Origin of the sequence: Ensifer sp. PDNC004, from assembly GCF_016919405.1 — a bacterium.
GTDB lineage: Bacteria > Pseudomonadota > Alphaproteobacteria > Rhizobiales > Rhizobiaceae > Ensifer.
Genome location: NZ_CP070353.1, coordinates 2,543,426 through 2,557,297, shown reverse-complemented (window position 1 = coordinate 2,557,297; position 13,872 = coordinate 2,543,426). Strand labels below are relative to the sequence as shown.

Annotated in this window: 13 protein-coding genes; 4 read left to right on the top strand and 9 right to left on the bottom strand. The window is 64.4% G+C overall.

Annotated elements, in window-relative coordinates:
* Positions 1-12: 12 nt before the first annotated feature.
* Together JVX98_RS20645 and JVX98_RS20640 are read left to right on the top strand one after the other, a co-directional pair.
* On the top strand, positions 13-1,824 hold the full coding sequence (locus JVX98_RS20645) for a diguanylate cyclase (protein ID WP_205237257.1): 1,812 nt from the start codon (positions 13-15) through the stop codon (positions 1,822-1,824).
* 161 nt (positions 1,825-1,985) lie between these two features.
* On the top strand, positions 1,986-3,566 hold the full coding sequence (locus JVX98_RS20640) for an ABC-F family ATP-binding cassette domain-containing protein (protein ID WP_205237256.1): 1,581 nt from the start codon (positions 1,986-1,988) through the stop codon (positions 3,564-3,566).
* 5 nt (positions 3,567-3,571) lie between these two features.
* Here the strand turns inward: JVX98_RS20640 and JVX98_RS20635 are convergent, their stop codons facing one another.
* Positions 3,572-4,474, bottom strand: a complete 903-nt coding sequence (locus JVX98_RS20635) for a cation diffusion facilitator family transporter (protein WP_205237255.1) — start codon at positions 4,472-4,474, stop codon at positions 3,572-3,574.
* A gap of 213 nt (positions 4,475-4,687) precedes the next feature.
* Here JVX98_RS20635 and JVX98_RS20630 point away from each other — a divergent pair, with 213 nt between their 5' ends.
* Complete coding sequence (locus tag JVX98_RS20630) at positions 4,688-5,464, top strand: DUF4239 domain-containing protein (protein WP_205237254.1); 777 nt, start codon at positions 4,688-4,690, stop codon at positions 5,462-5,464.
* A 6-nt stretch (positions 5,465-5,470) separates the two neighbouring features.
* Here the strand turns inward: JVX98_RS20630 and JVX98_RS20625 are convergent, their stop codons facing one another.
* The 3 genes from JVX98_RS20625 to JVX98_RS20615 all read right to left on the bottom strand — a co-directional run bounded on the left by JVX98_RS20625 (position 5,471) and on the right by JVX98_RS20615 (position 8,022).
* Complete coding sequence (locus JVX98_RS20625) at positions 5,471-6,739, bottom strand: MFS transporter (RefSeq protein WP_246764916.1); 1,269 nt, start codon at positions 6,737-6,739, stop codon at positions 5,471-5,473.
* A 207-nt stretch (positions 6,740-6,946) separates the two neighbouring features.
* Entirely contained in the window at positions 6,947-7,417 is a 471-nt protein-coding gene (locus JVX98_RS20620) for a nucleoside deaminase (protein WP_205237252.1), read from the bottom strand.
* An 11-nt stretch (positions 7,418-7,428) separates the two neighbouring features.
* Positions 7,429-8,022: an ankyrin repeat domain-containing protein gene (locus JVX98_RS20615; RefSeq protein WP_205239491.1), complete on the bottom strand. Its 594-nt coding sequence runs from the start codon at positions 8,020-8,022 to the stop codon at positions 7,429-7,431.
* A 359-nt stretch (positions 8,023-8,381) separates the two neighbouring features.
* Here JVX98_RS20615 and JVX98_RS20610 point away from each other — a divergent pair, with 359 nt between their 5' ends.
* Positions 8,382-9,254: a LysR family transcriptional regulator gene (locus tag JVX98_RS20610; protein WP_205237251.1), complete on the top strand. Its 873-nt coding sequence runs from the start codon at positions 8,382-8,384 to the stop codon at positions 9,252-9,254.
* Between the two features lie 52 nt (positions 9,255-9,306).
* On the opposite strand, the gene JVX98_RS20605 is transcribed toward JVX98_RS20610, so the two are convergent.
* The 5 genes from JVX98_RS20605 to ubiE form a co-directional block, all read right to left on the bottom strand.
* A complete protein-coding gene (locus JVX98_RS20605) occupies positions 9,307-10,086 on the bottom strand; it encodes an SDR family oxidoreductase (RefSeq protein WP_205237250.1) in 780 nt (259 codons plus the stop codon).
* Positions 10,087-10,244: 158 nt separating this feature from the next.
* Positions 10,245-10,505, bottom strand: a complete 261-nt coding sequence (locus JVX98_RS20600) for a hypothetical protein (protein WP_034797516.1) — start codon at positions 10,503-10,505, stop codon at positions 10,245-10,247.
* 169 nt (positions 10,506-10,674) lie between these two features.
* Positions 10,675-11,205 (bottom strand): GNAT family N-acetyltransferase, encoded by a 531-nt coding sequence (locus tag JVX98_RS20595; protein WP_205237249.1) that lies wholly within the window; start codon positions 11,203-11,205, stop codon positions 10,675-10,677.
* A gap of 221 nt (positions 11,206-11,426) precedes the next feature.
* Positions 11,427-13,001: a 2-polyprenylphenol 6-hydroxylase gene (ubiB, locus tag JVX98_RS20590; protein WP_205237248.1), complete on the bottom strand. Its 1,575-nt coding sequence runs from the start codon at positions 12,999-13,001 to the stop codon at positions 11,427-11,429.
* A 5-nt stretch (positions 13,002-13,006) separates the two neighbouring features.
* Positions 13,007-13,783 carry a bifunctional demethylmenaquinone methyltransferase/2-methoxy-6-polyprenyl-1,4-benzoquinol methylase UbiE gene (gene ubiE, locus JVX98_RS20585; protein WP_205237247.1) on the bottom strand — a complete coding sequence of 259 codons (777 nt, stop codon included), beginning with the start codon at positions 13,781-13,783 and terminating at the stop codon, positions 13,007-13,009.
* Positions 13,784-13,872 lie beyond the last annotated feature (89 nt).

Sequence of the window (13,872 nt, the reverse complement as noted above, 5' to 3'; positions counted from 1 at the left end):
TAAGCTTCTTCCATGCGAATAAATGCGATCACAAACTGGGCCTATGGCGTGACCGTCCTTCTGACGGGGCTTTCTGGTGCCGCCTTCATCCTGTCGACCGACAGCGCGATCAAGGAACGCCAGGCGGTTGAGCAACATCTGGTGCTTGATACACTCGGCGAAGAGCTTGCGCTCGGGGCTGAAACGCGAAGTGACGAGGCACGTCTTTATGTGATGCGCGGCGACGAGCGCCATCTCGAAGCCTTCCACCGCGCCGAGGAAGAAGAACGCCGCCGCGAGGAGGCGACCAAGACCGCGACCAATCTTGGCGCGACGCCGGCGGAGATCGCCGCCTTGCAGGATATCGTTCGCGAGGCGGAAGCGCTCGACAAGGTCGAGGTTGCCGCCATCGATGCCTATCAGAAGGGTGACCGCGCCGGCGCGCAGGAAAAGCTCTTTGGGCCCGAGCACGAGCGTCTGCAGACCGCCCTTCTTGAGACGGTGGCGCGGTTCAGGGACCTGACCAACGTCCGCACCGGCGCGGCCCTCAACGAGGCGCAGGAGCGCAGCGATTGGTATGCGGCCGCCGCCAAGACGATGCTCGGCATCACCGCCGCCCTGTTCCTGAGCGTGCTCTATTTCATCCTCAAGCGCCGCGTCGCCATGCCGCTTACCCGCATGAGCGGTATCGTCACAAGGCTTGCCGAGCAGGATTACGCCGTGGAAGTCCCGCTCGATCGCCGCAGCGACGAGATCGGCGAGATGAACAAGGCGATCCATATCTTCCGCGAAAACGGCCTGGAGCGGGACCGTCTCGATGCCGAGCGGCGGCTGGACCAGCAGACCAAGGACCTGATCCTGCAGATGATGCACCGGCTGCAGGCCTGCCAGAGCCAGGACGAACTGGCCGAGGTCGTCGCCCGTTTCGCGCCGCAGGTCTTTCCCAACCTCGCCGGCCATCTCTATGTGCTGAACGACAGCCGGACGCTCCTGTCGCGCGTCGGTACCTGGCTCGATCCGCAGCATTCAGCGCCGACGTTTCCCTCCAGCGCCTGCTGGGGGCTCCGCCGCGGCCGGCCGCATGTCAGCAACCGCGGCCACAGCGACATTGCCTGCCAGCACCTCGACGATGAAGGCGTGATCGGCCTCTGCGTGCCGCTGACGGCCCAGGGCGACACGATCGGGCTCCTCTATTTCGAGGAACGGTCTGAGGAGAAGTTCGCGGTCGAGGCGTCGCGCCTCTATCTCGAGCTGATCGCCGAAAACATCGGGCTTGCCGTCGCCAATCTTCAACTGCGCGAAAAGCTCACCAATCTCGCCGTCCGCGACGCACTGACGGGCCTGCTCAACCGGCGCTGCCTCGACGAGGCGCTGAACCGGCAGCCACGCGGGCAGGACGGCAAGCCGCTCAGCTGCCTGATGATCGACATCGACCACTTCAAGCGCTTCAACGACGAGTTCGGCCACGATGCCGGCGACGTCGTGATGCAATATGTCGCCCAGATCATCGTCGACACGGTCGGCGATGCCGGCAGTGCCTACCGCTTCGGCGGCGAGGAATTCACCGTGCTTTTGCCCGACGCCGGCGAAGCGGCGGGCTTTGAGCTTGCCGAGCGGCTGAGGACGCGGATCGGTACGACGCCGCTTTCGCATCGCGGCCGCATTCTGGGCACGGTGTCGGTCTCGGTCGGCGTTGCCGCGGCGCCGGACGATGGGCCCGTTGCCTCGCTTCTGACCCGGGCCGATGCCGCTCTTCTCGAATCCAAGAACCACGGCCGAAACCGGAGCGTGCGGGCCTCCGGGCTCGCCTTCGGCGGCGACGAAGCGCGTCGCAGCCTCGCCTGATCCCCTGCCTTCCGAAACACTGTATCGAATGCCCCGCCTTGAAACGGGCGCATTCGATGCTATCTATGACCGCGATAGAAATTTGAACAGGATACACGCATCGATGGATTTCACCCTGACCGCCAAGCCGAACCGACTTGCCATCAGGGAAAACCGTATCCATGCCTGCTTCGATTTCACTCTTCCAAATTTCGTGGTCCACGCCTGAGGGCCGAAGCCTTCTTTCCGGTCTCGACCTGACCTTTGGTCCTGTCCGCACCGGCCTTGTCGGCCGCAATGGCGTTGGCAAATCCACACTGCTGCGACTGGTCGAGGGCACGCTGACACCGCAGGGCGGCAAGGTCACTGTTGTCGGCAGCCTCGGCGTGCTCAGCCAGACCGTTCAGGTCGCGGCAGGCGAGACCGTCGCCGATCTCTTCGGCGTCACCGACGCACTTGCGGTTCTGCAGAAAGCAGAAGAGGGGCGCGCCACCCTTGACGAACTGGCTTCCGCCGACTGGACGCTGGAGGCCCGCATGGAGGAAGCGCTGGCGCGCGTCGGTCTGGACGCGTCGGCGGAAACGCGCCTTGCCGCCCTGTCCGGCGGGCAGATGACCCGCGTGAAGCTTGCCGCGCTCGTCTTCAGGGAGCCGGACTTCATCCTGCTCGACGAACCCACCAACAATCTCGACCGCGAGGGGCGGGCGGCCGTCGCTGCGCTGATGGCGGGCTGGCGCGGCGGCGCCATCGTCGTCAGCCATGACCGTGAACTCCTGGAAGAGATGGACGCCATCGTCGAACTGACCACGCTCGGCGCCACCACCTACGGCGGCAATTGGAGCCACTATCGCGAACGCAAGGCGATCGAGCTGGCGTCTGCTCACCACGATCTCGCCGATGCCGAGCGTCGTCTGGCCGAGGTCGAGCGCAAGACCCAGGAGACGGCCGAACGCAAGGCGCGCAAAGATGCCGCCGGCCGCCGCAAGCGCGCCAAGGGCGACGAACCGCTGCTCCTGCTCGACGCCAGGAAAGAGCGGAGCGAAAAGACCGGCGGCGACAATGCCCGCCTCGCGGAACGGCGGCGGGACCAGGCAGTCGGCGATCTCGCCGAAGCGCGCGAGCGTATCGAAATCCTGCAGCCGCTGACTGTTCGCCTGCCGCCGACCGGACTGCCTGCCGGTCGGAGTGTCCTGCAGGTCGATAACGTCGGCGTCGGCTATGAGCGGGGGAAGCCGGTCGTCGACCGGCTGTCGCTTTCTGTCGTCGGGCCGGAGCGCGTTGCGCTTACCGGTCGCAACGGTTCGGGCAAGACGACGCTGTTGTCGCTGCTGACGGGTGATCTCCAGCCATGGTCCGGCACGGTGCGCGTCCTGGTCGATCACGCCATGCTCGACCAGAAGGTAAGCCTGCTCGATCCTCGTCTGTCGATCCGCGACAATTTCCGGCGCCTCAATCCCGAGGCCAGCGAGAACGATTGCCGGGCGGCGCTCGCCCGCTTCATGTTCCGGGCGGACGCGGCGCTGCAGATCGTCTCAAGTCTCAGCGGCGGCCAGATGTTGCGGGCCGGTCTCGCCTGTGTGCTCAGCGGCAGCAAGCCGCCGCAGCTCCTCATCCTCGACGAGCCGACCAACCATCTGGACATCGATTCCATCGAGGCGGTCGAGGCGGGGCTCAGGGCCTATGACGGCGCGCTGCTCGTCGTCAGCCACGACCAGGCCTTCCTGGAGGCGATCGGCATCACCAGGCGGATCGAACTTTCCTGACGGGACTATTCCGCCCAGCGCGCATCGCCGGTAAAGGCGATCGTCAGCCAGCGGTCAGGGCCGGGATCACCGATCTCCTCGCCGATCTCGGCGCGGATCCGGTCGAGTTCGGCGAGCGTGCCGACCTTGGTTTCGGGCGTTGCGATCAGATAGACCTCGATCGTCTTGGAGCGCCCGACCTTGGCGACATAGGTGCGGTAATCGGCAAAGCCATGGCGTGTGGCGGCGTTCGCCGCTGCCTGCCGCACCCGCTCGTCGAGTTCGGCGGGTGCGATGAGGAAGATCTCCTTCAATGCCTGGAAGACCGTGCGGATCGGCAGCGGGATCAGGCAGAGCGTCAGCACGATCAGGATCGCCGGGTCGACATAGGGCGTGACGTATTCGTAAGCCGTGCCCTTCAGGGCGGCGGCGATCGCAAAGGCGACCAGCAGCGCGGAGGTGATCGCACCGGACATCGCCCAGGCGCGCACGTCGAGCGCCAGGAACTCCGAGCCGATCGGCCGGTTCGCCCGGCGTACATAGAAGAACATGAAGGCGCAGATCACCACGACGACGGCGGCATAGGCGATCGCCCAGTCGAAGGCGAGGTGATTGCCGCCCGACAGAATGGAGCCCACGGCGTTCACCATCGCGTAGAAGGAAAGCAGGGTCAGAAGGCCGGCATTGAAGAGCAGCACCATCGGTTCAATGTGCCAGAAGCCCATCTGGAAGCGCTTGCTCGGCTTCGGGATCAGCTGCGTCACGCCAAGCGCAAGCAGGGTCATAGAGGCGTCGACGGCCGAGAAGACGCCGTCGAACACGATGGAAACCGAGCCCGATAGCAGACCGAAGATAACGCCCGTCACCCCGACGACCACGGTGGCCGCGATCGATTGTTTGAGGACTGTCTGTTCGCTTGGCGCACTCATGATCTTGTTTTTACTCCAGTTTTGGCGCGGTGCTTAGGTGTTGGCAGTGTCGAAATGGTGGCAAGACGGGTGGATGGCGCTGCAAGCATAGCGTTTCGGCCAGCCGCAAGACAGCCGCCCAGGGCCTGGTCCGGGGCGTGCAGTTGTCTTTCGCCGGTCGTGGGCTCAGAATTGACGAAGGCCCGCGGCAGGAGAATGGGCTGTGGAGGGGACATGATCGTCGAGATGCTGCTCGGTGCACTCTTCGTGTGTGGCACGGTCGCACTGACGCTTGCTGCGTACTTCCTGATGCGGCTGATCATGGGCGGTGAGGCCGAGGGTCATGACAAGGAGCTGGCCAGTTCGGTCATCTTCCGGATCTCGGCACTGCATGGCCTGATCCTTGCTCTCGTGTTCGCGCAGGAGATGGTCGAGTACCAGCAGCTTAAATACGAAATGGCGACCGAAGCCGGCGCTATCGCCGACATCTACTATGATGCCGCACGCTACGGCGAAGGCTTCAAGGCACCGATCCAGCAGGCGATCTCCGCCTACGTGTCCCAGGTGATCGACGGCGAGTGGCAGTCATTGGCCGACAAGGGCCGTCTTTCAAATGAGGCCTGGGCGTTCTGGGACAAGGCCTACCAGCATGTGCTGAACCTCGTGCCGGCCGACAAGCGTCAGGAGAGCCTGCGCAGCCAGATGCTGGAGCGGCTGCACGACGTTTCGCAGAGCCGAACCAAGCGGGAAAGCAACGTCGCGGACTCGATCGACAGCATCTTCTGGTTCGCGGCACTCTCCGGCGTGATCTTCATCGCGCTCGCCTATTATGCCTATCCGCCGAGACGGCGTAACCTGCTGCTGCTCTGCCTCTTCGGCGCCTATACCGGCATCATCCTGTTCCTGATCTACGCCTTCTCCAATCCGTATCAGCCGCCGGCAGCACTGGCGCCGGGGCCACTCGAACGGGTACAGGAGCAGATCAACGCGTCGCCCGCGACCGGCGGATAACCGGTCTCAAGCAAACTGCCCCAGCCGCAGCAGGTCTCCCGTGGCGGCGCCATCGTCGAGCGCTGTGGTGCGCGCAGCCTCAGGACGCGGCGGCGGCATGGAATGGCCGATCGCAAACAGAAGCGCACCTGCCGCCGCAAATGCCCCGAACAGCAGGAACATGCCGGCGCCGCCGACGGCGCCAAGCGCAAGGCCGCCGGTGAGCGGCCCGAGGAAGTTTCCAAACGTCGAGAGTGAATGGGCACCGAAATAGGTGCCGCGGTTGCCGGCGTTGGAAATTCCGTCGACCAGCACATATTCCGACGGCACGACCAGCACCTCGCCTATGGTGAAAAGGATCATCGAGGCGACGAGCATTTCCATTCCGGACGAGGCGGCAAAGCCGATCTCGCCGATCAGGAACAGCAGGCTGCCAAGCGACAGCGCGTGCAGGGCGCCGATCCGTTCGATGACGAAGCGGGCCGGCGTGCTGGCGACCAGCACCGTTACCGCGTTGGTCGAAACCAGCAGCGCAAAGAGCGTGACGCCGTCCTCAAAGCCGGTATTGAGATACTGCGACAGGGTCACCGACCACTGACCGTGAACGGCGAGAAGCAGCGTGCCGCCGACGACGAAGAAGACCAGGCGCCGGTCACGCAAGGCGGCGACAAGTCCGCGCCAGCCACCGGCACTCCCTGACGTTCGTTCGGCTTCGATAGCCTGCCTGCTGCTCGCCTCGGGTACCGTGAGCAAGATCACGAGACCGAAGGCTGCGTGGATGACGCCCGCGATGACGAAAAGCGTCACATAGGCAGCGCCGACCCATACGCCGATCAATGGCCCAATCGCCCAGCCGGCATTGATGGCGAGATAACGCCAGGAGAAAACCTTGAGGCGCAGATGTTCAGGCGCCGCATCGCTCATCAAGGCGCGTGCGACCGGTTCAAAAACGGCGGCGGCAACGGCGGAGACGATGTGGGCCAGCGCGAAGGCGGCGATCGATTGCGCCAGTCCGAGCCCGGCCAGCGCCAGTCCGGCCATGAAGAGTGCGACGGTCAACACGGCTTTTCGGCCAATCCGATCGGAGAGCGTGCCGGCGAAGGGGCTGACGATCGCGCCGAGCAGCGGACCCACGCCGATCAACGCGCCGATGCTGGCAGGGTTGAGGCCGAAGTCACGCTGGAGGCGGATTGCAAGGAAGGTCAGGCTCATGCCCTTGGCGATCGTCACCACACCGGAGCCTGCGATGAGAAGCAGCGCGACGAAGCGGCCGGCTTTTTCGGAATAGGCAGTCATCACGGGCACCTGCTGGCTGGAAACCGCCCGGTCTCCTTAAGAGATGGGGCGGCATAAAAGGAAGAAACGCCTATGCGATTACAGCCGGCACGTGTGTTCCGCAAGGGGCATCGTTTCCCCGATCCTCTGGACTGAACGGAAGGCCCGAGGCGGCCGTCGGCCGCCCCGGCTGTTCACATCCGGATGGCCGGGCGTTGACCCGGCGGCTCAGGCCTTGGCCTGCCGCTCTTGCCAGGCGGCGTAAAGCGGTGCCGTCCCGGCATCGTCGACCGGCACATGGCGGAAGCGCATGGCCTGCTCGGCAAGCGGCTTTGCCAGTTCCGCATAGATCGCCGCGGTCGAGAGGCCAAAGGGCTCGGCGTCGGCATTCGAGTTCGCATAGGCGATCTCGGTGATCCCGGCCATGCGCATGGCCGCCAGACACATCGGGCAGGGCTGGCCGCTGGCATAGACGGCGGCGCCTTCAAGCCGCGGGGAACGAAGGTTTTGGGCGGCGGAACGCAACGCGTTCAGTTCCGCATGCGAGGTAGGGTCGCCGAATGACAACATCTCGTTGACGCCGCGACCGACGATCTTGCCATCCTTGACGACGACGGCGCCGAAAGGGCGTCCTCCTTTCTCGATGTTGCGGCGGGCAAGCGTTACTGCCTCGGCCAGATAGGTCTGTTCCTGGGTCATGAGAGTTCTTTCTAGCGTGCGCCGGCGTCGGCCAGCAGCCTCTCGATCTTGCCATAGCCGCGCTGGCGGGCATGGGTCAGCGGGCTGACACCCTCGCCATCGGCAAGGTTCACGTCGGCGCCGGCCTTGATCAGCAGGCGTACGATCTCGGTGTGCTTTTCACCGCCGCTGCCGAGGATGATGGCTTCGAGCAGCGCGGTCCAGCCGAGGCGGTTGACGTGATCGACGTCGATGCCGGCTTCGATCAAGGTCTTGACGGTCTCGACATGGCCGCGCTCGGCGGCCGGGATCAGCGCCGTTCCGCCATAGCGGTTGGTGCTCTTGAGGTCGGCGCCATTGGCAAGCGTCAGCTTCAGGATCTCGAGATGCCCGCGCGCGCCGGCATAGAGGTAGGGGCTGTCCTCTATCTTGTCCTTGGCGTTGACGTCGGCGCCGGCCTCGATCAGGGCACGCGCCGCATCGACGCGATTTTCATGGGTGGCGGCGAGCAGCGCCGTCGCACCGCTGGCGTCGCGCGCTTCGATGCTCGCGCCTCCCTTGAGCAGCGCTTTGACTTTTTCCGGATCGCCGGTCTCGGCGGCGGAGATCAGTTGGTTTTCAGGCATCGAAGCCCCCACGGTTTGAGGTGCAAGGCTGAAGGCGGCAATCGATGCGCCGATCAGCGAGCCGAAAAGTCTTGGTCGCATTTGGTCTTTCCGATCATGCAGGCCGGTCGAATGGATCGACCGATCGCAATGGTTCCGGTTACGAGCGGAACTGGGAAACCCGGATGGGGCTCCGTCCATGCCGCTCTCGCTCATCGCGATCTCTTGGCTACTTGAGCCGATCCGTGACCTTTTCAAGGGCGCAAGACACGCGTCGTCGCCGAACGTCTCCCGCGCCCGGCATGGCCCTCCCACCTGCGACCTTAGGCACTGCCGCATTCATTTGGAAATTAAATGTATGAATGCTATCAAGTGGAAATATGAATGGTCAGCCTTTCGATCTGGATCTGCTGAGAGCTTTCGCGACGGTGGCCGATTGCGGTGGTTTCACCGCTGCCGCCGGCCGGCTCAATTCCACCCAGTCGACCGTCAGCCAGAAAGTCCTGCGGCTGGAAGAGCAGGCCGGCCATCGGCTGCTCGAACGCAGCCATCGTCAGGTCCGCCTGACCGAGGCGGGCGAGCAGTTGATCGGCTATGCGCGGCGCATGCTGGCGCTCGATGCAGAGGCGCGGCAGCTTCTCTCCGGCGCATCGGTCGCCGCGACGCTGCGCCTCGGCCTGCCCGAAGACTTTGCCGCCGGTCGCACGACCCGCATGCTTTCGGCCTTTGCGCGCCGGTATGACAATGTCAGGCTCGAAGTGACGAGTGGGCTCAGCCGCGAGCTGCGGTCACTCTATGATCGCAGCGAGCTCGAGATCGTCGTCGTCAAGCAGCGCCGCGGCACGGGCGAGGCCGTGAAACGCTGGCAGGAAAGCCTGTGCTGGATCGATAGCGCCGCCCATCCTGTTCTGGCGCTCGATCCTCTGCCGCTCGTCGTCTTTCCGCCACGCGGCCTCTATCGCGACGACATGGTGGCGGCGCTGGACGCCTCAGGGCGCCGCTGGCGCGTCAGCTATACCAGCTCCAGCCTTGCCAGCATTCAGTCGGCGGTTGCCGATGGGCTCGGTATCAGCCTGCTGCCGGCCCGCGTCGTCCATGACGGGCACCGGGTGGTGAAGCCGCAGGACGGGCTGCCGATGGTCGAGACGATGGAGATCGGACTCTATTACCGGCCGGAGGCCGGCGATCTAGTCACGCGGCTTGCAGAGGATCTCTCAGCGCTCATCGGCGATGACAGCCGGGACGAGGCATGACCTCGCCTTCGTGGGTCACCCCAATCCGTCGGCGGAAATGCCCTGAACCGTATCAGAGCATCGAACGGCTGAGGCCGCCATCGACGGGCAACGCCACGCCGGTGATGTAGCCTGCCTGACGGCCGGCAAGGAAGGCTGCGGCCGCCCCGAATTCCGCCGGCGTGCCGTAGCGGCCGATCGGGATGTCGCGTTGGCTGCGGGCTGCGACGGTTGCAATATCGAGTCCTTCGCTTTCGGCGTCCATCCGGTCGAAGCTGAGCGTGCGGTCGGTGGCAAGCCTTCCGGGCAGAAGCAGGTTGACGGTCACGCCGTCGGCCGCGACTTCGCCGGCAAGCGTCTTCAGCCAGCCGGCAACCGCACTTCTGAGTGCGTTCGACGCGGTGAGCCCGACGATCGGCTCGCGGATGCTGGTGGAGGCGACGGCAATGATGCGCCCGAACTTGCGTTCCCGCATGCCGGGCAGCAGTCGTCCGGTGATGCGCATGCCAGCCAGTACCATGGTCTCGAATTGCGCCCGCCAGAAGTCCGTTTCGATGACCGACGCAGGCGAGGGCGGCGGCCCGCCGCCATTCAGCACCAGAATGTCGATCGCACCGAAATTGGCTTCGAGCTGGTCCAGCAGGCCATCGAGGCTTTCGGGTTTCGAGAGGTCGAGGGCATAGCCGCGCGCCGAAGGGCTGATGTCGGCTGCCACCTTGGCGGCCGATGCCGCGTCGCGGCCGGTCAGCGCTACGATGACGCCTTCGCCGGCAAGAGCCTCGGCAATGCCGCGCCCCAGCCCCTTGCTGCCGCCGAGCACCAGCGCGCGTTTTCCAGCGATGCCAAGATCCATGGCCGACCCTCCTCGATTGCGGAATTCAGAATGGCTCGGCATCCGAGCTACACCAGATTTCCGCGCAGAGGAATCGTTTTGACGCCGGTGGGGGTGGGAATGCAAAAGCCCGGCCGCATGGCGGCCGGGCTCTCAAGCGCCCTCCCTCATTCTGTCGCTTAGCGGCAGATGCGGATTTTCTTGTAGTAGCGGTTGCCGTAGCTGTCGTAGCGCTTCACCGTCTTCAGGAAGCAATAGGGTTCGTCCTCGTAGTAGTAGGGTCCGCCATAATAGCTGCCGACGTAGCCGACACGGCCGCTCCAGCCATGACCGTAGTAGCCGTTGCCGAAGCCGATCGAAATACCACCGGCCTGCGAAGGTGCTGCAAAGGAGATGGCGGCGGTAATGGCGACAGCGGCTGCGACGATGAACTTGCGCATGATGATCTCTCCTCCGGATGGGTTGGGATGAACCTTTGTCATCCATGAGACGAAAGTCGCATGAAGCCGAGATATTCGCAGTTCCGGATGGAACAGGACGGTGCCGGCGGTTGCGCTGGATCGCAATCGGCCGGCCACAGTCCGTGCCGGTTGCCGGCCGTTGCGGCCTTCAAGCGGCCTTCGGCGCCCCAGGCTCACGAATGCGGGCCATCGCGAACACGTCGGCCAGCACACCGTTCCTCAGCGCATAGGCCCGGTGCGTACCCTCCATCTCGAAGCCGGCCCTGCGGTAGAGCGCGATTGCGGGTTCGTTGTCGGTAAAGACCGTAAGCTCGATGCGGCTGATGCCGAGCCAGTTGTCGGCGGCATCGATCAGAGCGGTCAGCAACGACTTACCGATGCCTTCGCCGCGATGATTGTCGTCGACGCTGATCCCAAGTGCTGCCGAATGATGCCGGCGCCCCTTGCTGCGGTGCAGTCCGGCCAGGCCGAGGATCCGACCGGCGCGCTCGGCGACGATGACGACGCTGTCGTCCGAGAGGCTCTCCAACCACTTGCGTGTCTGTTCCGGGGTGGCGAACGGCTGGCGCAGCGTGCCCGAGCGGATGCCCGGCTGGTTCATCAGCGCCGCGATCGCTTCGAAATCGACGACGCGGGCCGCGCGGATGTTGATATCTGAAGGGTCGTTTGCGTCGGTCATTGTTTCCTCTCTTTGGTTCCGAGGAAACAGGTCCCAACCCTGCTCGCCTCGGCAGGGTTGGTGGGGGGACATTTCGCCTTAAGTCAGCGCAACAGGTCTCCCGCACACCCCCGGGGTATGCGTGCAAAGCACCATTGCGAGCATCGAGCGATTGTCCATCAGGGGACGATAGCAAGCGAGGGTAGAAAAGCAAGCCGGTTCGGCGACCGGATTGCCGACGGTCAGGTCACCTGCCAGGCGATGTAGACGAGGGTGGCGGCGATCAGCCAAAGCGCGATGCGGCCGGAGCGCGTGTGTTTCGCCTCCGCCTTACCGATCGCATGCGCGGTCTCGGCATCGAAGCGCAGGCCGTTTTCGCTCATCGCCATGATCTCGCTCGAGAACTTCTCGGTACGTGCGGCGATTTCAGGCGCGGCTTCGGCCAGCCGCAGTGCGGCATGCAGGCCGTCGCGCAGGTCGGTGACGATGCGCTTCGGTCCGAGATTGTCTCGGATCCATTTGCCGACGACCGGTTCAGACGCCTTCCACATGTTGAAGCGCGGATTGAGCGTACGGGCCACACCTTCGACGACCACCATCGTCTTCTGCAGCATGACGAGCTCGGGGCGCGTCTGCATGTCGAAGAGTTCGGTGACCTCGAAAAGCAGCGTCAGAAGCTTCGCCATCGAGATGGTTTCGGCCGGCTGCCCGTGGATCGGCTCGCCGATCGCGCGGATCGCCTGGGCGAAACTCGCAGCATCGTGGTGCGAAGGCACGTAGCCCGCCTCGAAATGCACGTCGGCGACCCGCTGGTAGTCGCGGGTGATGAAGCCGAAGAGGATTTCGGCCAGGAACCGGCGCTCCTTTTTGCCGAGGCGGCCGACGATGCCCATGTCGACGGCGACGATATGGCCGGCATCGTCGACGAAAAGATTGCCCTGGTGCATGTCGGCATGGAAGAAGCCGTCGCGCAGCGTGTGGCGCAGGAAGGACTGGATCAGCACTTCGGCAAGAAGGTTGAGGTCGTGGCCGGCCGCCTTCAGCCCCTCGATATCCGACATCTTGACGCCGTCGATCCATTCCATGGTGACGACGTCACGCCCGGTCCGTTCCCAGTCGACCTTCGGCACGCGGAAACCGGAGTCGTCCTTGGTGTTCTCGCCAAGTTCGGACAGGGCGGCCGCCTCCAGGCGAAGATCCATCTCGATCTTCGTCGTCTGCTCCAGCGTCTTGGTCACCTCGACCGGCTTCAGCCGGCGGGTATAGGGCAGGAACCGCTCCTGCATATGGCTGACGAGATACATCGCCTCGATGTCGGAGGCGAAACGCTGCCGCACGCCGGGGCGGATGACCTTGACCGCGACCTTCTCAGGGCCGCTGTCGCGCATTACGATCGCCGGATGCACTTGCGCGATCGAGGCCGCAGCCATCGGCTCGGAAAATTCGGCGTAGAGATCGTCGACCGTCCGGCCGAGCGAGCCTTGGATCGCGGCCTTCGCCTCGTTCTGCGGGAAGGTCGCCATGCGGTCCTGCAACAGCGACAGATCGGCGGCAAACTCCGCGCCGACGACGTCGGGGCGGGTTGCAAGGAATTGGCCGATCTTCACATAGGAAGGGCCGAGCCGGGCGACGGCGCGCGACAGCCGGTCGCTGCGCTCTTCTCCCGGAACCCTGCGGCGCGCCAAAAGTCCGGCCGCCTTCTGGGCAAAACGGGCAAAGGGCGGCAGATGTTCGGTCGGGACGGCGGAGACGACGCCTTCGCGCACGAGAACCCAGCCGATCCGCGCGAGGCGGATATATGCTCCAGGCGTGCTCATCGGGATCAGATTTTCCAGCCGGAATGCAGCGCTGCGATGCCGCCGGTGTAATTGGTGAAGGAAACGCGGGAGAAGCCCGCTTCCTTGATCATCGCCGCGAAGTCCTTCTGGTTCGGGAACTTGCGGATCGATTCCACCAGATACTGGTAGGGCGCTTCGTCGCCGGTGATCAGCTTGCCGAACTTCGGGATCGCGTTGAACGACCATGCGTCATAGAAGCGATCGAGCAGCGGCATTTCGACTTCGGAAAATTCCAGCACCAGCAGGCGGCCGCCGCGCTTCAGCACCCGGTACGCTTCCTTCAGCGCCACGTCGATGCGCGGCACATTGCGGATGCCGAACGCGATCGTATAGGCATCGAAGGTGTTGGCCTCGAAGGGCAGGTCCTCGGCATTGGCCTCGACGAAATCGAGATTGGCGGTGAGCTTCTTCTTCTCGGCCCGCTCGGCGCCGACGGCGAGCATCGAGCCATTGATGTCGAGCACGGTCGAATGCGCCTTGCGGTCGGAGGCCTCGATAATGCGGAAGGCGATATCGCCGGTGCCGCCGGCAACGTCGAGGGTTCTGTAGACCTCGCGGCGCGGCGGGTTGAGCGCGGCGATCATCGCATCCTTCCAGGCGCGGTGCAGGCCGGCCGACATCACGTCGTTCATGATGTCGTAACGCTTGGCCACCTTGTGGAAGACGTCGTTGACGAGCGGCTGCTTCTCGCCCGTGCCGACGTTGCGGAAACCGAAGGATGTTTCCATGCCGCCATCGGCCGATACGCGCTGATCCGTCATACGAAGAACTCCACCTGAACCAATTTTTCCGGCACCATAGCGAAAAGGCCCGCCACGCGCTATCTCGTGGGCGGGACTGCGGCTGCGGC